Raw genomic sequence first — 26,191 nt, 5'->3', positions numbered from 1 at the left:
ATCGCTCACTCGTCCTCCGGCGGCTCCCCTTCCAGGAGGCGTTCCGCGATGTCGTCGGCCCAGACCTGTGCCCAACGGCGGAGTTCCGCGATCGCGCCCGCGTCGAGCCCGTAGGCGGCGAACTCGCTGTCGTCCATCAGGTCGGCGCCGGACAGACGCGCCTGCAGGTCGGTGAGGTCGAAGGTGTCCCGGGCGTGGCGGCGGCCGAGTTCTTCGAGTTCGGGGTGGGTCCAGCGGTCCGCGGCGGCTCGTACGTCGATGAGGTCTTGGGGGAGGCCACGGTCGGCCAGGGCCCAGACCCTGGTGCCGACGACGTCGTCGAGGGAGAGGGCCGGGCCGTACTCGGTCTGCACAGGCGGCCGCCACATGACCTCCTTGAGGACGTCCACCTCGCACTCGTCGCCACTGTCCGGGTCGGTGACGATCAGCTGTGCGGAGAGGGGATCCGTCTCCAACACCCTCACCTGCCAACCCCGTTCCTCCAGCCCCGTCCGTACGGCGGCACCGATCCGCGCCATGCTCTCGGGGTTCTCGGTGGCGACGTCGAGGTCCTGGCTGAGGTGCTCGACCAGGCCGTGCGCCTGCGCGGCGCAGTCGCCCGTGAGGACGAGCGGGTAGGCACTGCCCACGGCAAGCACGTCGGTCAGGATGCGACGCTGCAGGTCGGTCAGTGCGGCCATGTCCGGATTATTGCTCGTGGGAGCCGAGCTCAGGCGCGATCAACAGCAGGACCGGGCTGCGTGTTGTCGCTAGGGTGATCTTCATGCGATGGGGGGATCGACCGGTATGGGTCCGGTGCGTGGCGGGGGTGTACGTCCTCGGCTTCCTGGAAGGAACGGGAGCGCACGCGTACTTCCTCGCGACGGGCGGGCTGGACACCTACGGCTACGCGCCGATACCCGTCCAGCTGCTCTTCCACGCACTGTTGCTGCTGGACCCGCTCGTCGCCGTGCTGATCGTCCGGGCCCGCCCGAGTGGGCCGCTGCTCGCTGCCGCGGTCATGGTCCTGGATCTGGCCGGCAACTGGGACGGCGCGTGGCATGCCGTTCTGGCGGATCCGGTGGCTTTTTTGCGTCCCGTCGGGCTGTTGCCCATGACCGTGTTCGGCATTTTCGTCGTGTTCACCGCGCTTCCGCTGCGGCAGGGACTGGCGAACGCCCAAAGCGCCGGGTGATGGCGTTCGCCACCGGCCCGGCGCTTCTCATCCTGCCGTCGGCTAGTTGGTGAAGTACAGGTACTTCCAGTCGCTGTAGGTGTTCGAGTTGACGTTGTCGCCCGACGAGTTGTTGATGTACGCCGCGCGGACGCGGGCCTTGATGCCGGACTCGCCCGGGGCGCCCAGGCTCACCGCGGACTTGCCGTTCGAGCCGAGGGCGAAGTACTCGGGGCTGCCCTCGGTCGCGTACCACTTGCCGTTGTAGTAGACCTCGAGCTCGAGGCGCTGCTTGCGGCCCGGGTAGTACGTCATCGTCGTCGTGACGATCGGCGAGGTGCTCTTGTGGAACCAGTAGTACGTGTGCGAGCCGATCGCGGCCTTCTTGTAGTTCTTGGTGACGGCCGTGGAGACCCTCACCTTCGCGTAGCCCGTGGACTTGACCGTCCTGGGTGCGTAACGGGCGTCGCCCTTGAAGACCGCCGTGACGTCGGTGTCACGGGTCATGTCGACGATCGCGGAGATGTTGCCGCTGGAGTCGACCGTGCCGGTCTTCAGCAGCTTGTTGGGCTTGTCACCGCCGTAGGGGTTGGCCCAGATCTCGACCGTGCGGTTCTTGTACGTCGTACCGAGGTGCGCGGTGAACTTCACGTCGGCGCCGTACGAGTACACCTTGCCGTTGTTGTTCAGGCTCAGCGTGGTCGCGGTGCGGGAGACCGTGACCTTGTCGCTCGCGGTGACCGCCGAGTGGTCGGCGTCGCCCGCGTACGTCGCCTTGTAGGTGACGGTGCCACCGGCCGGCGGGGTGTCGTTGAAGGAGTACGTGCCGTCCGCCTTGACCGTGACGGCGGGCAGCGCCTTGCCGTTCGGGGAGTCCAGGTCGGTACGGGTGACCTTCAGCTGCGCACCGGCCGGCAGCGCGACCGACGCAGAGAGCTTGCCGGTGACGGTGAGCTGCCTGGCGCGGGTCGCCGTCGAGGGGGCGTTGAGCGTGAGGGTCGGGTTGTTCAGCGTCGGGTCGCCGAGGACCTTCAGGTTGTAGCCGCTCCCGGTGTCCGTGCCCACCAGCGCGAAGACCTTGGTGAGGTCCGGGGCCCAGGTGAGGGCGGCCGCGTGGGACGTGCCGAGGTCGTACGAGTGCAGCGGCAGCGTGGCGTTCGGCTGGTACGTGACGACCTTGCTGCCGTTGACCTGGGCGATCAGGCCGTTGGAGGCCACGTCGGCGAGCTGGCCGTCCGGGTAGGAGCCGGCCGCCTTGAACTTGCCGTCCGCGTAGGCGTCCCGGTCCTTGCCGTTGACCAGGACCTGCGTGCCGCCGGGGACCAGGTCGATGTCCCCGATGCCGTTGTTCAGCGTGTAGTCGCCGTTGTGGTACGCGACCAGTGCGGGCTTGCCGCTCGACACGTCGAGGACGGCCATCGAGTCCGTGGACAGGCCGGTCTCGCCGACCGCGAGGATGCCCGGCTGGCTCGGGTCGGTGTCCAGCAGGCCCTGGCCCCAGATGCTGCCCCCGCTCGGGAACTGCGTCAGCGTCACCGGGTCGGTGCCGCTCGCCGGGTCCACCGTCGGGTCGACCGAGCCGAGGTTGCCGTCCCACTGGTCGCCGTACGTGAACCACAGCTTGCCGCCGCTGACGGCGACGTGGCGCGGGCCGTAGTTGGTGGAGACCGTGTAGCGCTTCTTGACGTCGAGGGTGGCCGCGTCGATGGCCCAGATCTCGTGGATCTGCGGAGCTGCCGCGTAGACCGTGGCCCCGTCGTCCGACACCGCGAGGTCGCTGACGCCGGTCACTCCGCCCACCGAACCGAGGACGGCACCGGAGTAGTCCGTGACCGCGACGGTCCCCGCGGAGCTGTCGCCGACGAACACCCGCTTCAAGGGGCCGTCCGCGACGATGCCGCCGAGCGAGGTGACATGGGCCGTCGCCGCCGAGGCGGTGCCCGCCGCGACGACGCTCAGCGCCGCCGAGCTGAAGACGACCGCAAGCGCTGTCGCGGTCGAGATGCTGCGCGTACGCACAGTGTTGTAACCCCCACAAGAAAACCCGGTGTGTGACCGGGGAGATGAGTGCGCCGCGCAGCACCCGGACATGACCGCACTACGGCGGTGACGCGCGGGGCGCGGCTGCTGGGAGCAGCGTATGGCATGGCTGTGACAATTGTGGAGGGGGTTTCCGGTGTGCGGACTTCCGGTGCAGATCCCCTGCTCTCAGCCTTCTCCGGCGTCGGCCTCGTCGGCCTCGTCACGCGCCAGCACCGTCACCCGGTGGAAGTTGCACACGGCCGGCGCCGGCTGTCCCGGGTGGGCGGAGTGGGCCTTGAGGGCGACGCTGACCAGGCTGAGCAGCAGGTCGACGTCGGCCTCGCAGTCGAGATGGACGGTGACCCAGCGGGAGCCCGGCACCAGGCGGATGGCGGTCGACTCCGCGAAGTCGTAGTGGAGCCGCTGGATGGCGCGGGTGGTGAGGTGCAGATCCACGTCCCGGTCGGAGTGGAAGTGCACGATCTCGTCGCGTACGGAACGCAGTGCCCGGCCCGTGCCGCAGCCGGCCTCGCACGGGCTGAGGTCCGGCCACGCGGCCAGCTGGTCCATGGCTCTCTGGGCCGGTGTCATGCGCCCATGGTGCGGCGCTCACCACGCGGACACCAGGGCTTGAGCGATCCGTAACCCGCAGGAGACCTGGCTCACTTCGCCCCCTTCTCCCACACCGGCTCCGGCGGCAGGCCGCGTTCCGCGCGTGCCCGGTCGGTCAGCTCCTGCACGAGCGCGGTCTTCGTACGCGAGTAGTCACGGTCCGGGGTGCCGGCTGCCACGAGGGCCCGTTTGAGTGCGGCGTAGCGGGCCGCCTCCTCGGGGTGGGCGCGCAGGTAGTCCCGCAGGATGCGCTGGTTGCGGGTGAGCCAGCTGTCCTGCGTCACCACGTGCAGGATGTGGCTGCGGAGGCCGACCTCGGCGCGGACGTACAGGAGCCGGTCGGTCATCCCGTTGTCGTGCGGGCGGAAGCCGAGCGCGGCGAGCGCGGGCTCGTGCGGGCCGACGTCGGCGAGGGCCGGTACGGCAGCCATGAGATCGATGACGGGTTTGGCCGCCAGGCCCGGGACGGCGGTGGAGCCGATGTGCTCCAGCGCGACGAACAGCCCGGGGGCCGCCGCGCGCAGGGCGGCCGCCGCGGCGGCCGCCCTGCGGGGCCAGCCGGGGTCGTAGTCGACCACGCGCACGACGTGCATCTACCCGCACCCTCGAAAGGGGCCGTGACCTGCGGAGATACCGAACACTCCGCAATCGCTCCGTTTCGGCGATAATTGGGGCATGAGTACTGCGACGTTTGTTGTTGCGGCCACGTCGAGTGAGGTACTCAACGTGATCGCCGCCTTTGTCGGTGGCCTGATCATCGCTGGTGCACTGATCTGGGCCGTGCAGTTCGGCATGAGGGTCCGGGACCGCGAACTGCCGCGGCCCAACCCGGACGAACAGCCCCACCTCCCCGACGGCGGTCCCGTCCGGGAGACGCGCGAGGTGCGGGAACCCGACGAGGTGCCGCACGCGGAGGGCAAGGAACGGCTCATGCCCTACGAGCTCCATCCATCCGGAACGAAGACAGGGAAGGACCAGCACCGCCGGCGCTGGCTGCCCGGCTCCAGTGGCTCCTTCGGAGGCGGCGGCCTGGGACGCCTCTGACGTCCCTGGGGCTCACGCCATCCAGAAGAACACCGCCGTCATGCGCTTCTCCTCCAGCGTGCTGCCGGAGTAGCCCGTCGCGCTGTGCACCAGGTTGGCGTTGTAGAGGAGCAGGCGGTTGTACTTGTGCGGGACCCGCACGTCCTCCTCGAAGTGGTCCCCCGGGACGAACCGCGTGCCGAGGGCCTCGACGAGGTTGTTGTGCGGGGCCTGCACGATGTTGCCGCCGAGCCGGCCGCCGGGCATGGACTGGCGGTAGAAGGCGGTCCCGCAGTCCTTGCCGACGCCGGGGTTGAGGTACAGCACCGCCGCGTAGCGGCACAGCGCACGGGAGTCGGTGTGCGGGCGCGGCTCGCTCTCGCCCTCGCCGACGACCTGGATGCAGTTGTGGTTGAGGGTGCCGCCGCCGGGGGCCTCCTGCACCCACAGTTCCTTCGCGCCGGTCGCCTTCTTCACCAGGCGTTCCACGCGGGCGAGTTCGGCGGGTTCCAGGCCCGGCATGGTGCGCAGGCCCGGCCAGGTCTCCGAGGTGTACGGGTATCCCTTGACCCAGTCGTCCTTGGCGAGACAGCGCTCCCGTACGGCGTCCACGTCGGGCAGGACGTCGTCGATGACCCAGTAGTCGCGGCCCTTGGTGGGCTTGCGGTAGGGGAGGACGGGAAGGGCTGTCGGGGCTTTCCGGGGCTGTGGGGGCATGGGGCGAATTTAGGTCCGGTCTTTGCCTGGTCTCTCCCGTGGAATGGTCAACATTCCGTCAACCGGCCGGGGCATACCGGCCGTTACCTGCCTCACACCCGCCGGTTTTTACCAAACCAAAAGGTTCCGCACCGGAACCTCATCCGTACTCCCCTCCGTCGACCCCCCGCCGTCCGCCGGCGGGACCCCCGACCGGACAGGAGGCACGGTGCGCTTTTCGCGGAATGCGACGGGAACTCTCTTCGTGGGCGGGGCTCTGAGCTTGACCCTGGCCGCGCTCGCCTATCCCGCGATGCTCGGAGTCAACACCGTGTCGAGCTCGGGGGACCGCGTCATCGCGCAGACCCAGTGGGGGCCGCTGACGGAGTCCGACCGCGACTTCGTGGTCAAGGTGCGCGCGGCCGGGCTGTGGGAGTACCCCGTGGGCCAGATGGGCCTGAAGAAGGGGCAGAGCAAGGCGGTGATCACCGCGAGCAAGCACCTCATCGACGGACACGCCGCGCTGGACGCCAGCTGCCGCAAGATCAGCACGATGCTGAACATCACGATCCCCAACGTGGCCAGCCCCCAGCAGGTCGGCTTCGTCAACACGCTCGCCGCGGACCAGGGCAAGCAGTTCGACACGGACTTCGCCAACATCCTGCGCGTGACGCACGGTTCGATCTTCAACACGATCGCGAAGATCCGCTCGACCACCAAGAACACCGTGGTGCGGACCCTGGCCGACCAGGCCAACGCGACGGTCCTGGACCACATCACGGTCATGGAGCAGACCGGGCTGGTCAACTTCGACCAGGTCCTCTTCCAGCAGACGACCCCGCCGAAGCTGCCCGCCAGTGACCTGACCCCGCCACCCCCGGCCGCGGGCCAGCCGGAGGTCGTCCTCACCCCGCCGGTGGACAGCACCACCCAGCCGCCGATCCTGCCGGGCGAGTCGTCGACCGGCCAGAACGCCGCGCCGAGCCCGACCGTGAGGTGAGATCCGGGCGGCTCCGCGATAGTGGAGCCGCCCGCTCCGTCTGTGGCGAAATTGTAATAGACGATTGAACTACCCGTCGGTTACCGCTGGTTGACAGCGTTCCGCCAACAGATCCACGATGTGATCGCACTGGGGCTCATGTGACCAATGGGCCCGGTGTTCCTCAGACCATTCACCCCCGGTGCGGCCGGGCGCGGCTTGCCGCCCTGCGCCGCCGCGCCGGGGGCTGCACACGCCAAGATGGGGATCCGCATGTCCACAGCCAGCCGTGTCACCGCGCGCCGCCTCCTGGTAGCGGGCGCCGCCTCGCTCGCCCTGTGCGCCGCCACCGTCGCCACGGCCTCCGGCGCCTGGGCCACCGGCACGCCCGGCGGTGACGGCTGGAAGCACGCCGACGGCTACCGGCCGGGCACCGGTGCCGGCACCAAGACGGAGACGGACCGCTGCCAGTTCTCGCTGGACGGCACCGGCTTCTACGACTCGGTCAAGGTCGACGACCAGACCCTGAAGCCCACCGACGACGGCAAGGTCCACATCAAGGTCCGTACCGCGGGCGACGCCACGACCTGCACGGCCTCCCTGGCCTCCTACCTCGCCCACGGCCCGTCCTTCGCCACCTCCGGCGAGCAGGTCTTCGTCGACTTCGACTCGGTGACGGTCAAGCAGGGCCAGACCGACTCCCTCGACATCGCGGTGCCGGACGCGGGCTGCTTCGCGCAGCTCGACCTCTACCGGGGCGCCGTGAAGTTCGACGGCAAGCTGGACGCGAAGGACGGCTTCGAGCACGGCGATCTGCCCAAGGGCCCCGACCACCCGGTCATCAAGGACAAGCTGATCGCGTCCTGGAACGGCGGCACGAAGGACTGCACGAGCACCGAGTCGCAGCCGCCGTCCACCCCGCCCGCCTCGACCCCGCCCGCCGAGGAGAGCCCCACCCCGACCCCGAGCGCCTCCGAGTCGACGCCGAGCGGGACCGACACCCCGGTCGCCTCCGCGTCGACCACCGTCCCCGCGGCCACCCCGAACGGCGGCGGTGGCCTCGCGCAGACGGGCGGTGGCAGCGACTCCGGGATCATCGCCGGCGGCGCCGCGGCACTCCTGGCCGCCGGCGGGGCGATCGTCGTCGTGACCAGGCGCCGCCGTACGGCCCGCCACTGATCCGCCCCCGCCGGACGGACCGGCGGACACCCCGATAGCCACCCCCCATACGAACGCCCCGGAGACCCCCGCTCCGGGGCGTTCGTGCTGCCGTATCCGGGCCTCCGCTCAACTCCCGCCCGCGGCGCAGTGCTTGAGCAGCAGCCGTACCTCGTCGTCGACCACCCGGTAGCGCACCACGCGCCCTTCCTTCTCGCCCGCCACCACACCGGCCGCCCTGAGCAGGCGCAGGGCCTGCGAGACGGCTGGGTCGTTCATGCCGCTCGCGATCGTCAGGTCGGACACGGTCCATCGCCGTCGCCTTCTTCATCGCCACGATGGAACTCTTCGGCCTCGACCTGGCCAACGTCGGCTACATCATCGTCGGTCTGTTCGTGGTCGTGTGGGTGGCGGCGGTGGGGTACTGGAAGGCGGCGCGGGTGGAGCAGCGGTGGGCGGCGCCGGGCGCTGAGGCGGACTGAGGACCGTCTCCTGGATCAGATCGGCCAGGCGTAGTGTCCTGTGCAGGACAACCAGGTGGGGGGTTTCATGGGATACGGCTCATTGTTCTTGTTCAGCCTGGGCCTGGTCGTCACCGTTTCGGTGTGCGTGGGCTCCTTGGGCATGTGTGCCTTCATCCGCAACCGTGTGCCGGGCCGACCGCTGCGCCGCATCGTGCGCAACCCCCGGCTGTGGGGGCTGGGCCTCCTGTTGCAGGTCGCGAGCCTGCTCACCTACTCCTGGACCCTCCTGGTCGTGGGCCTGACCTGCACCGTCTGCGGCCACGCCCTGAAGCCGACCGGGTAGACGACAGGCCCTAACGCTCGACCGTCTCCAGGTACAGCTTCACGAACCGGTCCACGTCGACGTCCAACGCGACGTCCACGAGCGGCTGTTCGCGTGCGCCCTCGTGGATCTCGGACTCTCCGGGGCGGGGGCGGCGGTCGACGATCGTCTGGCCGCGGGTCGGGCCGGGGGCGAGGGAGACCTCGACCGGGAGCAGGCGGGTGGTGATGCCCGCCGGGTCGACGACCGTGCAGACCGCGCCCGCGTCGCCGAGGCCGCCGGCCTCCTCCGCCTCGGGGGCCTCGCCCGGGTGGGCCGGCCGGTGGGCGAGGAGTTCGCCGGCCAGCCGGGTGCCGGGCTCGGTGCTCGCGCGCAGCCGGTGCACATCGGCGCCGGGGACGACGACCTGCGTGAAGACGTCCAGGCCGTACATCGTGATCGGCACCCCGGCGGTGAGCAGGACGGCGGCCGCCTCCGGGTCGTGCCACACGTTGAACTCGGCGACCGCCGTGGCGTTCCCGGTGGCGACCGCGCCGCCCATGAACACGATCCGCTCGATGTTGCGGGTGACTTCGGGGTGGGTGCGCAGCAGCAGGGCGATGTTGGTCAGGGGCGCGGTGGGGACGAGGGTGACCGGGCGCGGCGAGGCGAGGATCTCGCGGCGCAGCAGGGTGACCGCGTCCACGTCGGCGGGGGTGCGGGCGGGCTCGGGCAGGCCGAGGTCGCCCATGCCGTCGGAGCCGTGCACATGCCGCGCCGAGCGCGCCGGCTCGATCAGCGGGCGCTCGGCTCCGCGGCCCACGGGGATGTCGCGGGCGCCGGCCTGCTCCAGCACCGTGAGGGTGTTGCGGACGACGCCGTCCACGTCCGTGTTCCCGGCGACGCAGGTGACCGCGCGCAGGTCGATCCCCGGGTGGCGTACGGCGAACAGCAGGGCCAGGGCGTCGTCGACACCCGTGTCGCAGTCGATGATCACCGGGATGGGCTGACCGGTCACGGCCGGGCTCCTCTCACTGCGCGCCATGGGCTACGACAGTGACCTTACGCAGCCGCCCACAGTTCGGCGCCGCGGGTGTCGACGCACACCCCGATCCGCTCCAGCAGCCGTGCCACCGGTACGGCCCCCGGACGCCGTCCGTCCCGCAGCCGCAGGGCCGCCAGGTCGCCCTCGGCCTCCCGTTCGCCGATCACCGCCTGGTACGGCACCAGGCGCGCCGCCCGGATGCGGGCGCCGAGGCTGCCCTGTTCGGGCCCGGCGAACTCGGCGCGCAGCCCGCGGGCCCGGGCCCGCCGTACGACATCGTGCGCCTGCTCCTCCTGGGCCTGGGAGACCGGCAGCACGACGAGCTGGACGGGGGCGGCCCAGGCCGGGAAGGCCCCGCCGTGCTCCTCGATCATCTGGGCCACCGCGCGCTCCACGCTGCCGATGATGCTGCGGTGGACCATGACCGGCCGGTGTTTCGCGCCGTCGGCGCCGATGTAGTGCAGATCGAAGCGTTCGGGCTGGTGGAAGTCGATCTGGACGGTGGAGAGGGTGGCCTCGCGGCCTGCGGAGTCGACGACCTGGACGTCGATCTTGGGCCCGTAGAACGCGGCCTCGCCCTGAGCCGCCTCGTACTCGACACCGGCGCCCGCCAGGACCTCCTCCAGCAGCCCGGTGGCCCTCTTCCAGAGCGCCGGGTCGGCGACGTACTTGCCGCCCTCCCCCGGCAGGGACAGCCGGTGGCGGGACGCGCGGATGCCGAGGTCGGCGTAGGCGCGGCCGATCAGTTCCAGCGCGTCGCGGGCCTCGTCCACCGCCTGCTCCAGGGTGCAGAAGATATGGGCGTCGTTGAGCTGGATGGACCGTACGCGGGTCAGCCCGCCGAGCACGCCGGACAGCTCGGAGCGGTACATGCCGCCCAACTCGGCGACACGGAGCGGCAGTTCGCGGTAACTGTGCGAGCGGGACCGGTAGATGAGCGCGTGATGGGGGCAGAGGCTCGGTCGCATGACGACCTGTTCGCCGCCCAGCTCCATCGGCGGGAACATGTCGTCGCTGTAGTGGGACCAGTGCCCCGAGATCTCGTACAGCTCGCGCTTGCCGAGGACGGGCGAGTACACGTGCCGGTAGCCGGCCGCGCGTTCCACCTCGCGGATGTACTCCTCCAGGGCGTGCCGCACGATCGCGCCGTCGGGCAGCCAGTACGGCAGCCCCGCGCCCATCAGCGGGTCGGTGTCGAACAGCTCCAGCTCGCGGCCGAGCCGACGGTGGTCGTACATGGTCTCTCTCCTCGCGGTACGGGGCGAGCGACCCACGACGAAGCCCCGGGGCACTCGCCCCGGGGCTTTTGACATCCAGTCCATGGATCAGCGCGCCGGGACACTCTCCGGCGTCGTCGTGAGGAACGACTGGGCGCGCTGCATGGCAGGACGGTAACGCGGGAGCGGGGACGGGGCGACGGGTTTTCTGCGCGGGACGTAACCCGGACGGCCCGGCACGCTCGTGTGGTGTCGTGTCCGGTGGTCCCCTGGAGACGTAACCGATCTTGAGGTGGCCTGGAGGCGTCCGATGACCCGCATCCCGTCCCGTGTCCTCGTCGCCGCCGCGATGTCCGCGGGGGCGTTGGTCGGCGTGAGTGCGTGCGGCCTCATCGTGGGCGTGGGTCCGGAGCCGGATGCGGGGGCGAAGAAGCAGTCGCCCACGGCCTCGCACAGTGCCGCGCACAGCGCGAAGCCGTCCGCCCCCGCCGCACCTGTGCCCCTCACCGAGGCACAGGCTCAGGCCGCGCTGCTGACCCAGGCGGATCTGGGCGCGCCGTGGGCGGCCACGCAGGGGGTCGCGACCTGGCGGGACGGGGTGCTCAAGGCCCACGCCGACGTGCCCGAATGCCGCAAGCTCCTCGACGCGCTGTACACGGACGACCTGTTCGGTGCGGACGCCACCGGCACCCGGGCCGTGACCGGGCTCGACGACGCCATGGACCAGACGCAGCTGCGCTATCAGGTGCTGTCGCCGCCGCCCGCCGACGTGAGCCGGACGCTGACCTGGATGAGGACCCTGCCGAAGACCTGCGCCAGGTTCACGGCGGTGACCGGGCGCGGGGCCGTCCAGAACGTCCGGGTCGACGAGGCCGTACTGCCGGTGGTCGGAGACGACCGGCAGGGGCTGCGGGTCACGGTCACCGGCGCGACGGCAACCGGGGAACAGACCCTGCTCACCCTCGACGTCGCCGTGGTCCGCGTCGGCGACGACACGATCGCCCTCTCCCACGGCGGGACGGGCGACGTGTCCGCCGACACCACGAAGGCCTTCGTACAGGTGGGCGCGCAGCGGCTGGCCGACATCAGGAAGCAGTCGCGGCTCCGCGTCTGACCGACAACCGAGGTCCAGTCCCTAACCGAGCTTCTCCACGGCCTCCTTGGCCTCTTTCAGGCCCGCCCCCGTCGCCTCCCGGTACACCTTGATCGCCTGGATCTTCTTGCCGTCCCGCAGGAGTGCGTTCACCTCGTCCGACCACGGTTCGGGCTCGGTGAGCCCCAGGTGGCCGAGGATCAGGTCGAGTTTGTGCTCGACGCGGGCAACTCGTCTGTCCGCCCGGGAGATCCGGTTCTCGATGCTGCCGATACCGAAGAGCACCAGCAGGATGAGCAGGGAGATACCCAGTATGTCCATGCCGTGATCATAGGGACCGGGGATCCCGGGTCGCCCGGTCGCCCAGTCGTTCGATCCCTCAGTCGCCCTCCAGTCTCTGCCGGTTCGAGACAACGTCGTGCGCCACTTCCAGGGCGGTGCGGCCCTGCGCGAAGGCGCGGGCGCGCAGCCGGGCCGACGCCTCGTCGGCGTCGATGCCGAGCTGTGCCATGACCATGCCGATGGCCTGGTAGACCTCGTCGTGTTCGGTGGCCAGACCGCCCAGCCAGGCCTCCTCGCCGCCGCTGCCGGTCTCCTCCCGCGGCAGGGTGGTCAGGGCCAGCGTCATGACGGCGGCCACGAGCTGCGCACGGCGCAGTTCGTCCTCGGTCAGTACGCCCGGGGTGTCGCGGTAGAGGTCGAGCGTGCCCACGGTCAGGCCGTCGTCGCTGCCCAGCGGCATCGAGTACATGGCCTGGACGCCGACGGCCATGGCCTGGCGGGCGAACAGCGGCCAGCGGCGCATGTCCCGGCCGGCCCTCAGGTCGCAGGCGAGCACCGGGGTGCCGGTCTGGTAGGCGTACAGCCACGGGCCGTCACCGAGCGTGGCCTGGACCTCCGCGAGATACGAGGCCATCGAGTTGCTCGCGGCCAGCCGGATGGACATTCCGCTGCTGCGCAGCGACACGCTCGCACCGACGACCGGCAGCAGCTTCTCCGCCGCCGCGCACAACCGGGCCGGAGTCTCCCCGGGTGTGGCATCTCGCACCACCTCGGCGATCACATCGATGGCCCTTACTGCGTCCACGGCCATCGCCTCCTCCGATCGCAGTAGGGGGCCTGCATCTGGGGGCGCTGCCCGACTACCCGTGCCGTCAGGGGTGAAACGCCGTCCGGATGCCGACCCCGGGACCGGTCACAGAGGAGGCTGTGCGGGTGCGGGACCGAGGGTGGTGGTGCCGGGGGCCGTGCGGTGGCCGAGGCCCGTCCGGTAGGCGTCCAGGGCCGCCTCCACCCGGCCCGTGCGGCGCAGCAGATCTCCGAGCAGCCGGCACAGGTCGGCCAGGTCACCGGCCGCCCCCGCCCGCTCCAGCATGCTCAGGGCGCGGACGTAGTGCTCCTCGGCGGCCTCCGTGTCACCGGCGTCCTCGGCGATGATGCCGAGCAGCCGGTGGGCCGCGGCGGAGTGCAGGGCACCGCGCTCGGGGCCGAGAGCGTCGCTGAGCACGTCGTGCAGGAGGGCAGCGGCCTCGTCGGACTTGCCGCGCCGGTGCAGTACGTCGGCGAGCTCGACGGCGACCTGACTGCTGTAGAGGGCGGCGCGCCCCGCGGAGAGCATGTCGAGGGCCTGCCTCAACTCGCCCTCGGCGCGGTCGAGTTCGCCATTCTGGGCGTACACGTAGCCGCGCATCCAGTGGCAGTTGGCGAGTTCGGTGCGGATCTGGAGGGTGCGGTACAGCTCGGCGGCCTTCGCGAGGGAGGCGTCGGCCTCGGCGATGCGGCCCTCGGCGAGCAGGGTGCGGGCCACCGAGCGGTGCATCCGCGCGACGAGCGCGGGATCCCCGGACTGCGGGGCGAGGGCGAGCGCGAACTCGGCGGCCTGGGCGGCGCGGGCCTGGGCGCCCATGTCCATGTAGGGGCCGATGACACTGGCGTAGAGGAGGAGCAGCGCATCCGGGTCGTGCAGTCCGCTGCGGTTCAGCTCGTCCAGGGCGGACTCCAGCAGGTAGACGGCGTAGCGGAGTTCACCGGCCAGGTAGTGGGAGACCGCGCGACCGCGCAGGGCGGGGACGCGGGCGGGCAGCGGTACGTCGGTGAGTGCGTGCTCGGAGCGCTCGAAGTACTGCCGGGCGGCCGTCAGCTCTCCGGTGTCCAGGGCGCACTCGCCCAGTCCCAGCAGGGCGACCGCCTGGACGTCGACGAGCTCGTGGCTCTCGGCCTCGGCGAGCAGCGCGGTGTACTGCTCCGCCGCCTGCTCGGCCTCGCCGCCCGCGAGTGTGCGCTGCGCCTCGGTCAGTCTGAGGCGCAGATCGGTGGCGAGGCGGGCCGGACGCCCGGTGACCAGCTCGTCGTAGGCGATCCCGAGGCGCTCGGCGATGTGCCGTAACGCCTCCTCGGAGGGGCGGACCCGGCCGGCCTCCAGGGTGGAGATGTAGGCGGGGGTGTAGGCGGGCTCCGCCAACTGCCGTTGGGTGAGCCCGCGTTCGGACCGCAACTGCTGGACTCTGCGACCGATGGTCACCGGATCGTCACGGTCCGACACGACAACTCCCCCTGAACCTCTTGCCGTTGGCCCCTGCCGACCCCTACGTTAAACGGCGTCTTAAGCGCGTTTAATACAACACTGTTGAGACGCTGTTGAGAGGTTGCCGTGCTACGACACATCTCCGAGCGTTACGCCCGCGGCTTCGCCGCGGCCGTCGTCGCCGTGGCCGCCCTGGTCCTGGCGGCCAACGCGGGCCCGGCCAGGGCGGCCGACACGGGGCCGGCCGGCCAGGTGCAGCAGGTTCACCACGGGGGCTAGTGGTCAGCAGTTCCAGGTCGCCCAGTACCAGTTGCCCTTCAGCTCGCCGTTAGAGAGGAAGACCGGGGTCTGGATGTCGATGCCCGGGAGGCCGCCGTTGTTGCCGTAGTACCAGTAGTAGTGGCCGTGGTTGCGCTTGCCGTAGTGGACCTCCAGCCAGCCCTGGGAGTGGTGGACGTACGGCGCGAACCACCAGGCGCCCCGCTGGCCGGCCGGGATGGTCGAGGTGTGGGTCTCGGTCGAGGTGTGGGCACTGCCCACCTTCCAGGTCTCCGACCACGAATCGCTGGCCTTCATCCCGGCCTCGAACGTGTCGCTGAAGCCGGCGGACACCTCCACGGACGTCGACTGCTCGAAGGCGTACTCGGTGCTCGTGGTGTTGCTGTCGGTACGGGTGAGGGTCACGGGCTGGTTGCTGGCGCAGTTGCTGATCACGTTGGAGGCCTGGCGCCGCTTGCCGAGTTCGGTCCAGGCGCCCTGCTCGTGGTATTGGCACAGATCGGCGTTGCCGTTGTTGCAGTCCCAGATCACGTCCGGCGCGTCGTCACCCCAGCCAGGGGTGGTGTTGGCGCTGGCCGTCCCCGAGGCGAAGGGGATCATCAGGAGGGCGAGGGCGGGGGCCAGGGCGGCCAGCTTTCCGCGGCCGGGCTTCTTGAGCTTCATGTGGGGTTTCTCCCGTCGAGGCTGTGTGGGGTGCAGCGACGAGATGATGGTGGGAGCCACGGAATTGTTCAGGCACCCCTGTCATCAGGGCAATCAATCCAATCAATCGCCACTCGATCACCAGGTGTCACTCCCCGCACACCCTCCGGTACGCCACCTGCGGCAGGTACGTCCGCCACTGCGCCCGGGTCAGGCCGCCCCCTCCGGCCCGTGCGCACACCGTCTGCACCGCCCGCGCCGGATCGATGGAGTACCGCTGCAGCGGTACGTGCGCACTGCCCGCGTACACCGTGCCGCCGTCGGCGCTGAAGGCGACGGTGTCGATCTGCTCACCGGACGTCGTCAGGGGGGAGCCCAGCGGCTGCTGCGTGGCGATGTCCCACAGCTGGAGGCTGCCCGCCTCGCCGCCGACCGCGAGGGTGGTGCGGTCGGGGCTGATCGCAAGGGCGGTGACCGCCTCGGAGGTGTCGCCGAAGGCCGCGTCGCCGATGTTCTCGGGGAGGGTGGCGAAGACGCTGGGCAGGAGCCCCGACCGCTGTCGCACTGTGCGGTCCCACAGCGCCACCCGGCCCGCCTGGTCGCCCGCGGCCAGCAGCGAGCCGTCCGCGGCGAAGGCGAGTGCGCCGATGCCCTCGCCCTGGACCAGGTTCCGGCCCGTGACGCGCCCCTCGGGCAGGGTGGCGACCCGGTTGTCACCGGCCAGGACGCTGCCGTCGCCGTTGACTGCGAGGTGGGGGCTGGACAAGGACTTCACCACGGCCGTCCGGTGGTGGTGCACCAGGTCCCAGATCTCGTCGGTGCAGGTGCCGACGCCGGGTGTGCGGGCGGCGTAGAGCGTGCGGGCGTCCCGGCCCAGGGCGATGGTCACCACCGCTCCGGCCGATGCCCCGGTCGCGAGGTCGAGCGTCGTACGGACCCGGCGCCCGGTGAGGTCCCAGAGCGTGAGGCGCTGCGTGGAGACCTCGCTGCCGGGGGCCGCGACGGAGTACGCCAGCGTCCTGCTGTCGGGGGAGAAGGCCAGCAGGGAGAACGTGTACTCCGGGACCACCGGGGAGGAGGGGTCGCGGGAGACGGGGACGGGTGGGGCGGGCAGGGTGCGCAGCAGCCGGCCGTCGGCGGTGTCGCGGAGCCGGACGGTGTAGTGGTCGCCGGTGCGTTCGGCGGTGGCCAGGGTGCGGCCGTCGGGGCTGAGCTGCACGTTGTCCTGCGGGGTGTCCTGCCAGTCGGTGGTGACGGCGGCCGGGATCCACAGCGAGTGCACCGTGCCGCCCTCCAGATAGCGCAGCACGGACTGCTTGTCGTCCCAGGCCAGAGTGCCGTACAGGTGCTGGTTGTTCAGGAAGTGCCGGAAGAGCGGGGCGTCGGTCTCCGGCCGCCACACCCTGACCTCCCGGGTGTCCACGGTCGCCAGGAGCCTGCCGTCCTTGCTGAAGGAGAGGGCCTTCACACCGGTGTCCGCGAGGTCGGCCAGCCGTTTCCCGGACTTCAGGTCCCAGACGCGGACCCCCGCCGAGGTCACCGCGGCGAGCCTCTCGCTTCGCTCGCCGCCGCCCAGGACCAGGTCCGACCGGTCCTCGCCGCAGGCTCCGCTCTCCTTCTCCCAGTGCCCGTGCACGATGCGCCCGCTGATCAGGTCCCGTACCTGCGGTGCCCTGCCGTCGACGGCGCAGACCGCGAGCAGCCGGCCGTCGGGGCTCACCGCGACCACGTTCGCGTTCTCCCTCCGCGTCCGGTACGGCAGGCTGCCGTCCGCGGCCGAGCGCACCTGGACCGTGGAGTCGTCCATGTCGGTCGCGACGTAGTTGCTGCCGCTGAAGTCGACGATGGTGTGCGCCGCCAGCCGGTCGGCGCGCCATCGCCGGGCGGCTGTGTCCCACAGCCGTACTGCGTTGTCCTGGGCGACCGCCAGCAGCCGTCCGTCGGGGCTCGCCGACTGCACGGTGCCGCCCGCGGGCAGCCGTCCGGAGGCGATGCGCCGGTGGTGTGCCACGTCCCAGGTGCGCCAGGTGCGGCCGTCGACGCTGAGCAGCGTACGGCCGGAATCCGTCAGGTGGCGCGACACCCCGTCGCCCGTCGCCGGGTCGCTGAAGGTGTCCGCCTCCGGCTGTCCGAGCGCGCCCAGCAGCGCCCCGCGGGTCTCCGGCAGGCGGGCCATGCGCCAGGCGGCGACGCCGAGCAGCTGGGCGGTGCGCGGGTCGGTCGTCCGCAGACCGTCCGACACGGAGGCGATCCGGCGGGCCGTGTCCTCGATGCTCCGGCGCTCGTTGTCCCGGCTCTGTGTCCACGCGGACAGGCCGGCGACCAGGGCGATGACGAGGACGGCCGAGAGTACGCCGACCGCGGTGCGGGCCCGGCGCGTGGAGCGGGCGGCGGCCCGGCGCTCCGCGTCACGGGCCGCGAACGCGGCGATCAGGAAGTCCCGCTCCGTCGCGGTCAGCGACGGCTCCTGCGCGGGATCCGGGAAGTGCTCCTCGGCCCGGTCGAGTCGGCTGCCCCGGTACAGGGCGCCGGGGTCGCGGTCGTGCTCCAGCCAGGTGCGGGCGTCCTCGGTCAGCGCCCGGTGCCTCAGCAGCCGCTCGCGGTCCTGCTCGATCCAGCACTGCAGCCGCGGCCAGCAGGTGATCAGTGCCTCATGGGCGAGATGGACGCCCTCCTCGTCGGCGGTCAGCAGCCGCGCCCGGGCCAGCCGCTCCACCACCACCGGGATGTCGGGATCGGCCCACTCGTCCAGTTCGGCGAGGGTGAGGGGGCGACGGGTGTCGGCGGTGCCGCGGCCCGGCTCGATCATGCGCAGCAGCAGAAGGCGGGCGGCGCCCTGCTGCGGTGCGGTGAGCTGCCCGTACACCTCCTCGGCGCTCGCCGCGATCGCACCGCGCACCCCGCCGGCCGCCTCGTACGCGGCCAGGGTCAGCATCCGGCCCTTGCGCCGGCGCCAGGTCTCCAGCAGGGCGTGCGAGAGCATCGGCAGGCCGCCGGGCTGGTCGAGGACCTCCTCGACGATCTTCGCGGTCAGTTCCCGCTCCACCAGGTGCCCGACCGCCTGCGCCGGTCTGACCACCGCGTCCCGAAGCTCGTCGGCGGTCATCGGGCCGACCAGGAGTCCGGCGCCGGACAGGGCGTCCGCCAGGTCGCGGTGCTCGGCGCAGCGGGCGTAGAAGTCGGCCCGTACGGCGATGAGGACCTTCAGCCGGCGGTCCGGGTCGCGGGCGGCGAGCAGCAGGTCGAGGAAGCGGGCGCGCTCGGCGCGGTCCCGGCAGAGGGTGAAGACCTCCTCGAACTGGTCCACCACCACCCAGCTCTCCGGGTCGCCCTCGGCGGGCGTGAGCAGATGGCCGTAGGTCTGCGCGGGCCGGTCCCCGGGAGTGAGGACGCGCAGCACCGCAGGCCGGCCGCGATCCGCGATCTCGTCCCTGAGCCGCGGTATCAGACCGGCCCTGAGCAGCGACGACTTGCCACTGCCCGAAGCCCCGAACAGCACCGCGAACCGGTGGTCGCACACCAGCCGGTTCAGCTCGTCGACCAGCCGGTCCCGGCCGAAGAAGAGCTGCCGGTCGTCCGGCTCGAACCGGGTCAGACCGCGGTACGGCGGCGGCACCTCCACGTCCTCCTCGCGCGCCGTCCCCGCCGCCTCGGCCTCGGCCGCCCTCCAGTGGGCCTCCCACTGAGCGGGATCCGCCCCGCACGCGCAGGCGTACCCGCGGACGACGGCGAGCGAGGGCAAGCGCTCTCCGGCCGCGGCCTGGGACAGCGTTGTCGCGGAGAACCCGGCGGTCAGGGCCATCGCCCGGTACGAGGGACTGCCGGCGGTCCTGCGCAGCTCACGGAGTTGATGCGCGAGGCGCTGTACGGGACCGGCCTCGGGATCCAAGGGCCTTTCGGGTCGCCCCACGGCACGCTCCCTCTCTGTACCACTGGCGGTTTCGTAAGGCTTTCATACGCGTTCGGAGGGACGACAACCTAACGTCCTGACAAATAACGCGGAACCGGTTCACCGCAATTGATTGCTGTGACAAAAGCGACGTGCCAATCAACGTTCCGGTTGCGAACCTCGGTCGTGACTTCACCACCGAGGAGAACAGCACCCCGTGTACGCCAGCGTCCTTCGCCATCTCGGCCTGTCGGCGTTCGTCTCGTCCGCCCTGGTGGCAGTGATCGCAGTGCCCGCGCTGTCGTCCCCGCCCGCCGCCACACCCGTTGTGCGGCTTCGCCCCGAACGTGCCGTTCCGTCGGCAAACACTCTCTGCCCGCCGGTGATCCGTTCGGTGAAAATCCGCTCCGAGTTTGACGGAAAGCCCTTCCACTGAACTCTCAACCTGCACCAGTCTTCGTCCCGCACCCGGATGTCATGTCCGGAACGAGTCACGCGTGGACCGTCGACTGGAGCCCCCCATGTCCCCAGCAGTCAGCAGCACCAGGCCCCACCGCCTCGCCAGGGCCGCCGCCATCGCGGGCAGCGCCGCCGTTCTCGCCCTCGCCCTGCCGGGCAGCGCCTTGGCCGGCGTACTGCAGAACCTGCCCGAGAACGCGACCTCGTTCGAGAAGAACTTCGAGCCGGTCTACGACTACGACACGGACAGCTGCTACCCGGCCGCCGCGATCGACCCGAGCGGCAACCTCAACGGCGGTCTGAAGCCGACCGGCCCGATCACGGGCGAGTGCCGCTCCGGCCACCTCGGCCACGCCAACACCTACTCGCGGTCCAAGTGCAACAACGGCTGGTGCGGGATCATCTACGCCAGCTACTTCGAGAAGGACGAAGCCTCCCCGGGCATAGGTCACCGCCACGACTGGGAGTGCATGGTCGTCTGGGTCCAGGACGGAGCGTCCACCCCGGCGTACCTGTCGGCCTCCCGGCACGGCGGCTTCAGCACCCACCCGATCGCCGACGTCCCCATGGACGGCCAGCGCGTCGAGGCCGTCTACCACAAGGACGGCGCGTCCACCCATGCCTTCCGCTTCGCCAAGTGGGGCGAGACAGCGGAGAACGACACCGGTGCCTGGCACCAGGAGAACCTGCTCAGCTGGTCCAGCCTGGGCTCCGCTCTGCGCGACAAGCTGAACGGCTCCGACTGGGGCAGCGCGAACTTCCCGCTCCAGGACTCGAAGTTCGCCGACCACCTGAACAATGCCAAGCCGAGCGGCATCGCCTTCGACCCGTACGCCTGACCGGCGGGCGGCGGGCCCGCGGAACTGATCGTCGCGGAACCGATCGCCGCGGAGTTGATTGCCCCCATGAACAGGGGTGCCGATCAACTCCCCGCCTGCCAGGCTCTTCAGCGGGGCCCCCCAGCCGCGGCCGCCGATGCACACTCCCCCCTGCGCGTCGGCGGCCGCCTCGCGTGCGCGGCCCCGAGCGATGTGGGGCGCCCCGTCCCGTCGGAGCCCCGCGCCGCCTACGCTGCCCCCATGCCGTCTGCCGCCGCCCGCACCGCGCTGGACCTCACCGCCGACCTCCCGGTCTCCGACCTGGAGGACTTCCACCGGGACCTGCACCGCCACCCCGAGCTGTCGCTCCAGGAGCACCGCACGGCCGCCAAGCTGGCCGAGCGGCTCACCAAGGCGGGCTACGAGACCGCCGAGGGCATCGGCGGCACCGGAGTCGCGGGCGTCCTGCGCAACGGCGAGGGCCCGACGGTCCTTCTGCGCGCCGACATGGACGCGCTGCCGGTGCACGAGGAGACGGGCCTGCCGTACGCCTCCGCCACTCCCGGCGTGATGCACGCCTGCGGCCACGACCTGCATGTGACCTGGCTGGCGGGCGCGGCCGCGGCGCTGGCCGCCGGACGCGACACCTGGTCCGGCACCCTGCTGGTGGTGGGCCAGCCCGCCGAGGAGACCGGCGAGGGCGCGCAGGGGATGATCGCCGACGGACTGTACGAGCGCTTCCCGCGCCCGGACGTACTCCTGGGCCAGCACGCGGCGCCCGGCCCCGTCGGCTTCTACGCCCACTCACCCGGCCTGATCATGTCGGCGTCGACGGACATCGACATCGTCCTCCACGGCCGCGGCGGCCACGGCTCCCGCCCCGAGACGACCGTCGACCCCGTCGTCACGGCCGCCTACCTCGTCACCCGTCTCCAGGCGGTCGTCTCCCGGGAGATCGCCGCCCGTGAGTCCGCCGTGCTGACCGTCGGCCGGATCGAGGCGGGCACCCGGCACAACATCATCCCGTCCGAGGCGCGCATCGCCCTCAACCTGCGCACCCAGTCCGACGAGGTGCGCGAGCGGATGATCACCGCCATCCGGCGCATCGCGGCCGGCGAGGCCCTTGCCGCCGGCTGCCCACGCGAGCCGGAGCTCACCGTGGGCGCGACCTTCCCGGTGACCACGAACGACCCCGACACCGACCGCCGGATCGCCGCCGTGCACGAGGAGGTGCTCGGCGCCGGGACGGTGCTGGACTTCGGCCCGGTGATGGGCAGCGAGGACTTCCCGCACCTGGCGCAGGGCGGGATCCCGTACTCCTACTGGTTCGTCACGACCACCCCGGCCGACGTGTGGGACGCGGCGCCCGGCACCGACCTGATGGAGAAGTTCCTGGCGGTGCCGAGCAACCACAGCCCGCACTTCGCACCGGATCCGTCGACGATCGTGCCGGGCGTACGGACGCTCGTGTCGGGCGCGCTCGCGTATCTCACATAGCTCGCCCGCCTCATGTGGTGATCGCGCTCCTACACTCACCGCGTGAACAACTACAAGTGCACCTATTGCGGCACCATCGGCCTGATGGACGGCTTCATCGAGGACGAGGGCCAGGGCACGCACGGTTACGCGCGCTGGATCGAGGGCGCCTTGGAGCGGGGGCCCTTCGGGGGTGCCAGGCGGATGGGCCGGCCCCGGCGGCAGATCGAGGCGTACCGCTGCCCCAAGTGCGGGCACCTGGAGCTGTTCGCCACCGCCGAGGTGTAGGGCCCGGTCAGCCCTGGGTCTGCAACTGCCGCAGCTGGCGCTGCACATGGTCCAGCGCACCCCGCCTGCGCCCCGGCACCCGCGAGCGCAACCCGGCGAGCGCCGCCCCGAGTTCCCGCGCCGCCGCCGCATCCCGGACCTGCCCCCACTGGTGGTGCGCCCGGTCCACGGCCGCCTCCACGGCCGGCGCGTCCGCAGCCTGCCCCGCCGCCAGCCGCGCCGCCGCCACCCCCAGCCAGGTCCGGCAGCTGCGCACCGGATCCTCGGCGAACATCGCCAGATCCGCCCGCACTTCGGCCCAGTGCAGGGCCTCTTCGGACCCCGGCCCGTGCGCACGTACGGCGACTTGCTCGTGGTGCGCGGCGAGAGCATCGGCGTCGGGGTGACGGCCGGACCGGACGGCGGCGGAGATGGCGGAGTGGGGATCAACGTCACTGCTCTGCTGCCGACCGGCGTCCTTCAGCCCGTCCGGCGTTTGAGGACGAGGCCGTTCAGGCCGATACGGGGGTCTGGGGGCGAAGCCCCCAGGTACGGGACCACCCACGCCGGGCGCGCCCAGCACCAGGTCCGCGTACCCCTCCGCACCGAGCCGGGCCAACGCCTGCTGATGCAACTGCTCCACCGGCGGCCGCAGCCCACTGCGCAGAATCGTCGCCACGGCCTTCATGTACGTCGGCACGCCCACCGCCCGACGGGACGGCGGTGGCGGCGCGACACGGCCGTAAACAGCGTTGTTGCGCCCGCAGTCGAGCGGATTGCCCCGCAACCACTCCCAGGCCTCGGCATCCGCATGCAGATCCAGGAAGAGCGTGGTGGAACCGAACGCCCGCAGCCGCAGTTCCTCCCGTATCCAGTGCCACGGCAGCCCGGTGTAGCGCACCGTCGCGGGTGTCGTACGGGCCAGCGCCAGGTGCGGCAGCCGCTGGCGGCGGTCGAGCTGGAGCTGCCCGGTGACGAAGACGGTGAGCGGCCCCGGAGCCCCCGCGGCGGCCCGCAACCGGGTGAGCACGGCCTGCGGTTCCAGTGGGTCGGCGAGTTCGACGACGTTCGCCGTGTCCGTGCCGGCCAGGACGGCGGGCGGGACGGCCGCGAGGACGGGGAGCACGGACGCCGCGTCCACCAGGCACCCCTTGCCCGCCGGGGATGCGGCGAGCAACAGCACGGTTCCGGGCATCGGTCCCTCCCCATCCCCCGTCGATCACTTACGGCAGCACCGTAACCGCTGCGGGTGCAAAGGTGGGTGTCAGGACCGAAAACCGGGCGCCGGGCTGCCCGCCGCGAGGGACTGCCGTACGTCGCCGACCCGGTCCCGGCTGCCGATCGCGAGCGCGACCCAGGAGCCGTCCGGGAAGGCGACGTCCACGCGGTTGCGGTGGCGGGCGGGATGCGGCTCGCTGCGCAGGGCGAGCACCTGCCGCGGATACTCCGCGAGGAGCTCCGGGGTCTCGCGTTCCGGCGAGCGGGGAGAGCTGAGCAGCAGCACTCTGCGGTCGGTGAACGTCAGCAGGAAGTTGTCGTTCTCGTAGAGCCCGCGTCCGTCGGCCGCCCGCACGGCGATCACGAAGCGGCCCGCGTCACTCTGCCAGCCGCCCTGCCACACCCGGCCGCGTACCAGCCGCCGGATGCCGAAGCCCCGCCACATCCACTCCAGCAGCTTGTCGGCCAGGGCCTCCACCGGGGCCATCAGCACGGCACCCGCCGCGGCAAACCAGTAGAAGGGAAGCAGCAGCACCCCCAGGCCCTGGAAGCTCCGGTCCTGCGTCCCGCGCTGCGGCGCACGAGGCGGACGCGGCGGTCGATGGCGGCGCGGAACCCGCTCCGGCGCCAGCGGATCCAGCCGGGCCGGGAAGGCACGGAGCAATTGCTCACCGCCCGCGAGGCACCGGGCGGCGTACTCCTGACGGCGTGCGTCGTCCTCCTGACCACGTGCGTCCCGCTTCGTCATCCGCCGGGGCGGGCCATTCGGCTGGGCATGCTGTGACACGGCTGGCTTCTCCCTACCGACCCGGCGCTCAGCCGAAGTCCTCTTCGATGCTGCGCTTGTTCACCCGGTAGGGCTGGTCGTCGGCGAGCTGCTGGTCCCGCTCCCAGGCCTCCTTCACGGTGTCGCTGTGGAGCGCCTCCTTGACGGGCTCCGCCGGGTCTCCGGTGAGCCCGGGGACCTGCCCGAAGGCGGGCTTGAAGACATGCTCCTTGAGCTGCTTCATCCCTTCGTGGTGCGCGGCCCAGACAAGGCCCTTGTGCGTCCCCTCACCACCCATGCCGCGCCAGCCGGCCATCTTGCGGACACCCTTGGCGGCCTTGCGCACGTCCTTGAAGGTCTTCTCCCCCTTCTTCATGTCCTTCACGGCGTCCATCAGCTCCCGCAGGGCTTTGCCCAGCTTGGAGGAGACCTGTTCCACCCGCTCCACGTAGACGGTGACCTCGGCGTCCACCGCCAGCGCGTCCACGGCCGTGGCGAGTCCGGCCGTCAGCAGGTCGATGACGAGTCCCGCGGCCACCGTCATGGCGATCATCTCGATCGCCTCGCGGATGATGGCGACGACGGTGTCCTCGGCGAGCTTGCACTCCTTCGCGGCACTGTTGAGGATCTCCGCGGTCCGGCCCATGTCCTCGGCGGTCCCGTCGATGGCGTCGACGAACTCGCCCATGCCGCGGCCGAAGGCCTCCGAAGCCTCCCCCTCCCAGTGCTCGGGGAGCTTCGCGGCGCCCATGCGCAGGGTGTCGGCCAGCGACTGGAGCGCCTTCGCCTGGCCGTGCCAGCTCTGCGCCGCTTCATGCAGCTGCGTCGGCATGCCGGTGACCTTCTCCAGCTCGTCGAGCATGCCGGTCGCCTCCAGGACACCCCGGACGAGGTCGTCGATGCCGGCGTCCAGGCCGTGTTCCTGGCTGGGCCCCACGTCCTCCAGCGGCGGGAGCGGAGCGGGTTCCTTCTTCGTCCAGGCGTAGGCGGCTGCGGTGTCGCTCATGCGCCGATGCCGTCCATCCCCTGGCCCAGGTCGTACTCGTTGCTCAGGTACTGACCGCCGACATCCCGAAGCCCCTGGGCCACGTCCGCCAGGACGGAGACGAGGTCCTGCACGTTGTGCTCGGCGGCGGCCGCGTGTTCCAGATAGGCGGAATGCAGCTCGTCGGAGTCCGGGAGCTTGCCGAACGCACCGCCCGGCACGGTGATGTGGGCGAGCGCGGACGCCACCCGTGGCAGGTCGTCGAGGTGTTGCTCGGCCTGTGCCGCGTACTTGAGCAGCATGTCCGGGTCGACGTGGAAGCCGTCCCCCATGAGTCCCCCATCGTTTGCAAGCGCGTGCGTTGCTTCCCGGAGTCTAGGAACGCCCGGTAGCGGCCCCGCCAAGCCGTGGAAAAGGGAAATCCAATCCCGGTCAAGATCACGTAAAGATGTCCCTCGCCCCCTCTTCGCGCGCACCGCACCCGTAACTGCCCCCGCCCACCGACTTGCCAGGCCCTGCCTCCAGGTGTGCTCTGGTAGGCAGGGGCGAGGAGAGAGAGGAGTGCTCTCATGGCTCAAGCGGCACCCACGTCCGGCGGCGGCATGATGGGCAAGGTCAGGCTGAACCGCGCGGCCCGGCCCACTCGCACACCCGACCTGTTCGACGAGCGCGTCCACACTGTGGCGCGGTACGGGATCCCCGTCGTCCTCGGACTCGTCTACGGCTTCTGGTGCGCCGCCAACCGGCGCGGCGGCGGCGAGATCACCGGCTGGAACATCCTGTTCGGCTTCGTCACGGCGGCCGTGTTCATCGTGCTGTGCATCGCCGTCGCGACGTTCGCACCGCTGCTCAAGCGTGAACTGCACTCACTGGTGAAGTCCGGCTTCGCGGGCGCCGCGGTCGGCTTCCTCTACAGCCAGACCGGAGAGTCGGTCTACCGCTCGGTGGCGCTGGGCGTGGTCGTCACGGCGGGCATCTTCCTGGTGTTCTTCTACCGCTACTACACGCGGGAGGACGCCGTCGGCAACCGCATCCGCTGACCGGCACGAGGGTGCGGCACCCCCGGACGCAACCCGTTCGGAGGCGCCCCGCTCGCGCACCCGGC

Annotated in this window: 28 protein-coding genes and 2 pseudogenes; 13 read left to right on the top strand and 17 right to left on the bottom strand. The window is 71.2% G+C overall.

Annotation, left to right across the window (positions count from 1 at the left end; translation table 11 throughout):
• Positions 1–5 precede the first annotated feature (5 nt).
• Positions 6–680, bottom strand: coding sequence for a hypothetical protein (locus ACWDAG_RS16320; protein WP_450696240.1), 675 nt, complete (start codon positions 678–680; stop codon positions 6–8).
• A 119-nt stretch (positions 681–799) separates the two neighbouring features.
• Here ACWDAG_RS16320 and ACWDAG_RS16315 point away from each other — a divergent pair, with 119 nt between their 5' ends.
• Positions 800–1,174: a hypothetical protein gene (locus tag ACWDAG_RS16315; RefSeq protein WP_450696239.1), complete on the top strand. Its 375-nt coding sequence runs from the start codon at positions 800–802 to the stop codon at positions 1,172–1,174.
• Between the two features lie 42 nt (positions 1,175–1,216).
• On the opposite strand, the gene ACWDAG_RS16310 is transcribed toward ACWDAG_RS16315, so the two are convergent.
• From ACWDAG_RS16310 to ACWDAG_RS16300, 3 genes are all read right to left on the bottom strand, one after another.
• Positions 1,217–3,172, bottom strand: coding sequence for a YncE family protein (locus ACWDAG_RS16310; RefSeq protein WP_450696238.1), 1,956 nt, complete (start codon positions 3,170–3,172; stop codon positions 1,217–1,219).
• Between the two features lie 189 nt (positions 3,173–3,361).
• Positions 3,362–3,766 carry a luciferase domain-containing protein gene (locus ACWDAG_RS16305; RefSeq protein WP_450696237.1) on the bottom strand — a complete coding sequence of 135 codons (405 nt, stop codon included), beginning with the start codon at positions 3,764–3,766 and terminating at the stop codon, positions 3,362–3,364.
• A gap of 71 nt (positions 3,767–3,837) precedes the next feature.
• Complete coding sequence (locus tag ACWDAG_RS16300) at positions 3,838–4,380, bottom strand: GrpB family protein (RefSeq protein WP_450696236.1); 543 nt, start codon at positions 4,378–4,380, stop codon at positions 3,838–3,840.
• An 82-nt stretch (positions 4,381–4,462) separates the two neighbouring features.
• Here ACWDAG_RS16300 and ACWDAG_RS16295 point away from each other — a divergent pair, with 82 nt between their 5' ends.
• On the top strand, positions 4,463–4,831 hold the full coding sequence (locus ACWDAG_RS16295; RefSeq protein WP_450696235.1) for a DUF6479 family protein: 369 nt from the start codon (positions 4,463–4,465) through the stop codon (positions 4,829–4,831).
• Between the two features lie 12 nt (positions 4,832–4,843).
• On the opposite strand, the gene ACWDAG_RS16290 is transcribed toward ACWDAG_RS16295, so the two are convergent.
• Positions 4,844–5,527 carry a DUF6445 family protein gene (locus tag ACWDAG_RS16290; protein WP_450696234.1) on the bottom strand — a complete coding sequence of 228 codons (684 nt, stop codon included), beginning with the start codon at positions 5,525–5,527 and terminating at the stop codon, positions 4,844–4,846.
• 244 nt (positions 5,528–5,771) lie between these two features.
• On the opposite strand from ACWDAG_RS16290, the gene ACWDAG_RS16285 reads away from it, so the two are divergent.
• On the top strand, positions 5,772–6,506 hold the full coding sequence (locus ACWDAG_RS16285; RefSeq protein WP_450696233.1) for a DUF4142 domain-containing protein: 735 nt from the start codon (positions 5,772–5,774) through the stop codon (positions 6,504–6,506).
• A gap of 252 nt (positions 6,507–6,758) precedes the next feature.
• Positions 6,759–7,664 carry an LAETG motif-containing sortase-dependent surface protein gene (locus ACWDAG_RS16280; protein WP_450696232.1) on the top strand — a complete coding sequence of 302 codons (906 nt, stop codon included), beginning with the start codon at positions 6,759–6,761 and terminating at the stop codon, positions 7,662–7,664.
• A gap of 108 nt (positions 7,665–7,772) precedes the next feature.
• Here the strand turns inward: ACWDAG_RS16280 and ACWDAG_RS16275 are convergent.
• A pseudogene (locus ACWDAG_RS16275) lies at positions 7,773–7,949 on the bottom strand (transcriptional regulator); the annotation flags it as partial.
• Positions 7,950–7,951: 2 nt separating this feature from the next.
• Here ACWDAG_RS16275 and ACWDAG_RS16270 point away from each other — a divergent pair.
• Positions 7,952–8,125, top strand: a pseudogene (locus ACWDAG_RS16270) (HoxN/HupN/NixA family nickel/cobalt transporter); the annotation flags it as partial.
• Between the two features lie 67 nt (positions 8,126–8,192).
• On the top strand, positions 8,193–8,450 hold the full coding sequence (locus ACWDAG_RS16265) for a hypothetical protein (protein ID WP_450696231.1): 258 nt from the start codon (positions 8,193–8,195) through the stop codon (positions 8,448–8,450).
• Positions 8,451–8,460: 10 nt separating this feature from the next.
• Here the strand turns inward: ACWDAG_RS16265 and ACWDAG_RS16260 are convergent, their stop codons facing one another.
• Together ACWDAG_RS16260 and thrS are read right to left on the bottom strand one after the other, a co-directional pair.
• Positions 8,461–9,426: a nucleoside hydrolase gene (locus ACWDAG_RS16260; protein ID WP_450696230.1), complete on the bottom strand. Its 966-nt coding sequence runs from the start codon at positions 9,424–9,426 to the stop codon at positions 8,461–8,463.
• Between the two features lie 44 nt (positions 9,427–9,470).
• Positions 9,471–10,691, bottom strand: coding sequence for a threonine--tRNA ligase (thrS, locus tag ACWDAG_RS16255; RefSeq protein WP_450696229.1), 1,221 nt, complete (start codon positions 10,689–10,691; stop codon positions 9,471–9,473).
• Positions 10,692–10,980: 289 nt separating this feature from the next.
• On the opposite strand from thrS, the gene ACWDAG_RS16250 reads away from it, so the two are divergent.
• On the top strand, positions 10,981–11,784 hold the full coding sequence (locus ACWDAG_RS16250) for a hypothetical protein (RefSeq protein ID WP_450696228.1): 804 nt from the start codon (positions 10,981–10,983) through the stop codon (positions 11,782–11,784).
• Between the two features lie 21 nt (positions 11,785–11,805).
• Here ACWDAG_RS16250 and ACWDAG_RS16245 read toward each other — a convergent pair whose 3' ends face one another.
• From ACWDAG_RS16245 to ACWDAG_RS16235, 3 genes are all read right to left on the bottom strand, one after another.
• The gene (locus ACWDAG_RS16245; protein WP_450696227.1) at positions 11,806–12,084 is read right to left on the bottom strand and encodes a ribosomal protein L7/L12; all 279 of its coding nucleotides are present in this window, start codon (positions 12,082–12,084) and stop codon (positions 11,806–11,808) included.
• Between the two features lie 58 nt (positions 12,085–12,142).
• Entirely contained in the window at positions 12,143–12,856 is a 714-nt protein-coding gene (locus ACWDAG_RS16240) for a GAF and ANTAR domain-containing protein (RefSeq protein WP_450696226.1), read from the bottom strand.
• Between the two features lie 102 nt (positions 12,857–12,958).
• Positions 12,959–14,305, bottom strand: a complete 1,347-nt coding sequence (locus ACWDAG_RS16235; protein WP_450696225.1) for a tetratricopeptide repeat protein — start codon at positions 14,303–14,305, stop codon at positions 12,959–12,961.
• Positions 14,306–14,413: 108 nt separating this feature from the next.
• On the opposite strand from ACWDAG_RS16235, the gene ACWDAG_RS16230 reads away from it, so the two are divergent.
• Positions 14,414–14,566, top strand: coding sequence for a hypothetical protein (locus tag ACWDAG_RS16230; RefSeq protein WP_450696224.1), 153 nt, complete (start codon positions 14,414–14,416; stop codon positions 14,564–14,566).
• Between the two features lie 3 nt (positions 14,567–14,569).
• Here ACWDAG_RS16230 and ACWDAG_RS16225 read toward each other — a convergent pair whose 3' ends face one another.
• Together ACWDAG_RS16225 and ACWDAG_RS16220 are read right to left on the bottom strand one after the other, a co-directional pair.
• The gene (locus ACWDAG_RS16225; protein ID WP_450696223.1) at positions 14,570–15,229 is read right to left on the bottom strand and encodes a hypothetical protein; all 660 of its coding nucleotides are present in this window, start codon (positions 15,227–15,229) and stop codon (positions 14,570–14,572) included.
• A 127-nt stretch (positions 15,230–15,356) separates the two neighbouring features.
• Positions 15,357–19,118 (bottom strand): nSTAND1 domain-containing NTPase, encoded by a 3,762-nt coding sequence (locus tag ACWDAG_RS16220; protein WP_450696222.1) that lies wholly within the window; start codon positions 19,116–19,118, stop codon positions 15,357–15,359.
• Between the two features lie 196 nt (positions 19,119–19,314).
• Between ACWDAG_RS16220 and ACWDAG_RS16215 the strand changes: the two genes are divergently transcribed.
• From ACWDAG_RS16215 to ACWDAG_RS16200, 4 genes are all read left to right on the top strand, one after another.
• Positions 19,315–19,533 (top strand): hypothetical protein, encoded by a 219-nt coding sequence (locus ACWDAG_RS16215; protein WP_450696221.1) that lies wholly within the window; start codon positions 19,315–19,317, stop codon positions 19,531–19,533.
• An 85-nt stretch (positions 19,534–19,618) separates the two neighbouring features.
• Positions 19,619–20,395, top strand: coding sequence for an NPP1 family protein (locus ACWDAG_RS16210; protein ID WP_450696220.1), 777 nt, complete (start codon positions 19,619–19,621; stop codon positions 20,393–20,395).
• Positions 20,396–20,635: 240 nt separating this feature from the next.
• Positions 20,636–21,871: an amidohydrolase gene (locus ACWDAG_RS16205; protein WP_450696219.1), complete on the top strand. Its 1,236-nt coding sequence runs from the start codon at positions 20,636–20,638 to the stop codon at positions 21,869–21,871.
• 42 nt (positions 21,872–21,913) lie between these two features.
• On the top strand, positions 21,914–22,138 hold the full coding sequence (locus tag ACWDAG_RS16200; protein ID WP_351473306.1) for a hypothetical protein: 225 nt from the start codon (positions 21,914–21,916) through the stop codon (positions 22,136–22,138).
• 7 nt (positions 22,139–22,145) lie between these two features.
• Here the strand turns inward: ACWDAG_RS16200 and ACWDAG_RS16195 are convergent, their stop codons facing one another.
• The 4 genes from ACWDAG_RS16195 to ACWDAG_RS16180 all read right to left on the bottom strand — a co-directional run bounded on the left by ACWDAG_RS16195 (position 22,146) and on the right by ACWDAG_RS16180 (position 25,418).
• Positions 22,146–23,312, bottom strand: a complete 1,167-nt coding sequence (locus ACWDAG_RS16195) for a hypothetical protein (protein WP_450696218.1) — start codon at positions 23,310–23,312, stop codon at positions 22,146–22,148.
• Between the two features lie 69 nt (positions 23,313–23,381).
• Positions 23,382–24,122 carry a hypothetical protein gene (locus ACWDAG_RS16190; protein WP_450696217.1) on the bottom strand — a complete coding sequence of 247 codons (741 nt, stop codon included), beginning with the start codon at positions 24,120–24,122 and terminating at the stop codon, positions 23,382–23,384.
• 28 nt (positions 24,123–24,150) lie between these two features.
• A complete protein-coding gene (locus tag ACWDAG_RS16185; protein ID WP_450696216.1) occupies positions 24,151–25,107 on the bottom strand; it encodes a WXG100 family type VII secretion target in 957 nt (318 codons plus the stop codon).
• Entirely contained in the window at positions 25,104–25,418 is a 315-nt protein-coding gene (locus tag ACWDAG_RS16180) for a hypothetical protein (RefSeq protein WP_450696215.1), read from the bottom strand. The genes ACWDAG_RS16185 and ACWDAG_RS16180 overlap by 4 nt, the downstream gene beginning before the upstream one ends.
• A 237-nt stretch (positions 25,419–25,655) precedes the next feature.
• Between ACWDAG_RS16180 and ACWDAG_RS16175 the strand changes: the two genes are divergently transcribed.
• Entirely contained in the window at positions 25,656–26,126 is a 471-nt protein-coding gene (locus ACWDAG_RS16175) for a hypothetical protein (protein WP_450696214.1), read from the top strand.
• The last annotated feature ends 65 nt before the right edge of the window (positions 26,127–26,191 follow it).

Source organism: Streptomyces sp. NPDC001157, from assembly GCF_053598255.1.
The sequence above is the reverse complement of the archived record's forward strand: the minus strand, read 5'-3'. Positions and strand labels throughout refer to the sequence as shown.

What these genes read in the sequence shown, in the direction of transcription:
- ACWDAG_RS16320 (WP_450696240.1), bottom strand. Translation starts at nt 680, where the DNA reads ATGGCCGCACTGACCGACCTGCAGCGTCGCATCCTGACCGACGTGCTT.
- ACWDAG_RS16305 (WP_450696237.1), bottom strand. Translation starts at nt 3,766, where the DNA reads ATGACACCGGCCCAGAGAGCCATGGACCAGCTGGCCGCGTGGCCGGAC.
- ACWDAG_RS16300 (WP_450696236.1), bottom strand. Translation starts at nt 4,380, where the DNA reads ATGCACGTCGTGCGCGTGGTCGACTACGACCCCGGCTGGCCCCGCAGG.
- ACWDAG_RS16295 (WP_450696235.1), top strand. Translation starts at nt 4,463, where the DNA reads ATGAGTACTGCGACGTTTGTTGTTGCGGCCACGTCGAGTGAGGTACTC.
- ACWDAG_RS16290 (WP_450696234.1), bottom strand. Translation starts at nt 5,527, where the DNA reads ATGCCCCCACAGCCCCGGAAAGCCCCGACAGCCCTTCCCGTCCTCCCC.
- ACWDAG_RS16280 (WP_450696232.1), top strand. Translation starts at nt 6,759, where the DNA reads ATGTCCACAGCCAGCCGTGTCACCGCGCGCCGCCTCCTGGTAGCGGGC.
- ACWDAG_RS16265 (WP_450696231.1), top strand. Translation starts at nt 8,193, where the DNA reads ATGGGATACGGCTCATTGTTCTTGTTCAGCCTGGGCCTGGTCGTCACC.
- thrS (WP_450696229.1), bottom strand. Translation starts at nt 10,691, where the DNA reads ATGTACGACCACCGTCGGCTCGGCCGCGAGCTGGAGCTGTTCGACACC.
- ACWDAG_RS16250 (WP_450696228.1), top strand. Translation starts at nt 10,981, where the DNA reads ATGACCCGCATCCCGTCCCGTGTCCTCGTCGCCGCCGCGATGTCCGCG.
- ACWDAG_RS16245 (WP_450696227.1), bottom strand. Translation starts at nt 12,084, where the DNA reads ATGGACATACTGGGTATCTCCCTGCTCATCCTGCTGGTGCTCTTCGGT.
- ACWDAG_RS16240 (WP_450696226.1), bottom strand. Translation starts at nt 12,856, where the DNA reads ATGGCCGTGGACGCAGTAAGGGCCATCGATGTGATCGCCGAGGTGGTG.
- ACWDAG_RS16225 (WP_450696223.1), bottom strand. Translation starts at nt 15,229, where the DNA reads ATGAAGCTCAAGAAGCCCGGCCGCGGAAAGCTGGCCGCCCTGGCCCCC.
- ACWDAG_RS16210 (WP_450696220.1), top strand. Translation starts at nt 19,619, where the DNA reads ATGTCCCCAGCAGTCAGCAGCACCAGGCCCCACCGCCTCGCCAGGGCC.
- ACWDAG_RS16205 (WP_450696219.1), top strand. Translation starts at nt 20,636, where the DNA reads ATGCCGTCTGCCGCCGCCCGCACCGCGCTGGACCTCACCGCCGACCTC.
- ACWDAG_RS16195 (WP_450696218.1), bottom strand. Translation starts at nt 23,312, where the DNA reads ATGCCCGGAACCGTGCTGTTGCTCGCCGCATCCCCGGCGGGCAAGGGG.
- ACWDAG_RS16185 (WP_450696216.1), bottom strand. Translation starts at nt 25,107, where the DNA reads ATGAGCGACACCGCAGCCGCCTACGCCTGGACGAAGAAGGAACCCGCT.
- ACWDAG_RS16180 (WP_450696215.1), bottom strand. Translation starts at nt 25,418, where the DNA reads ATGGGGGACGGCTTCCACGTCGACCCGGACATGCTGCTCAAGTACGCG.
- ACWDAG_RS16175 (WP_450696214.1), top strand. Translation starts at nt 25,656, where the DNA reads ATGGCTCAAGCGGCACCCACGTCCGGCGGCGGCATGATGGGCAAGGTC.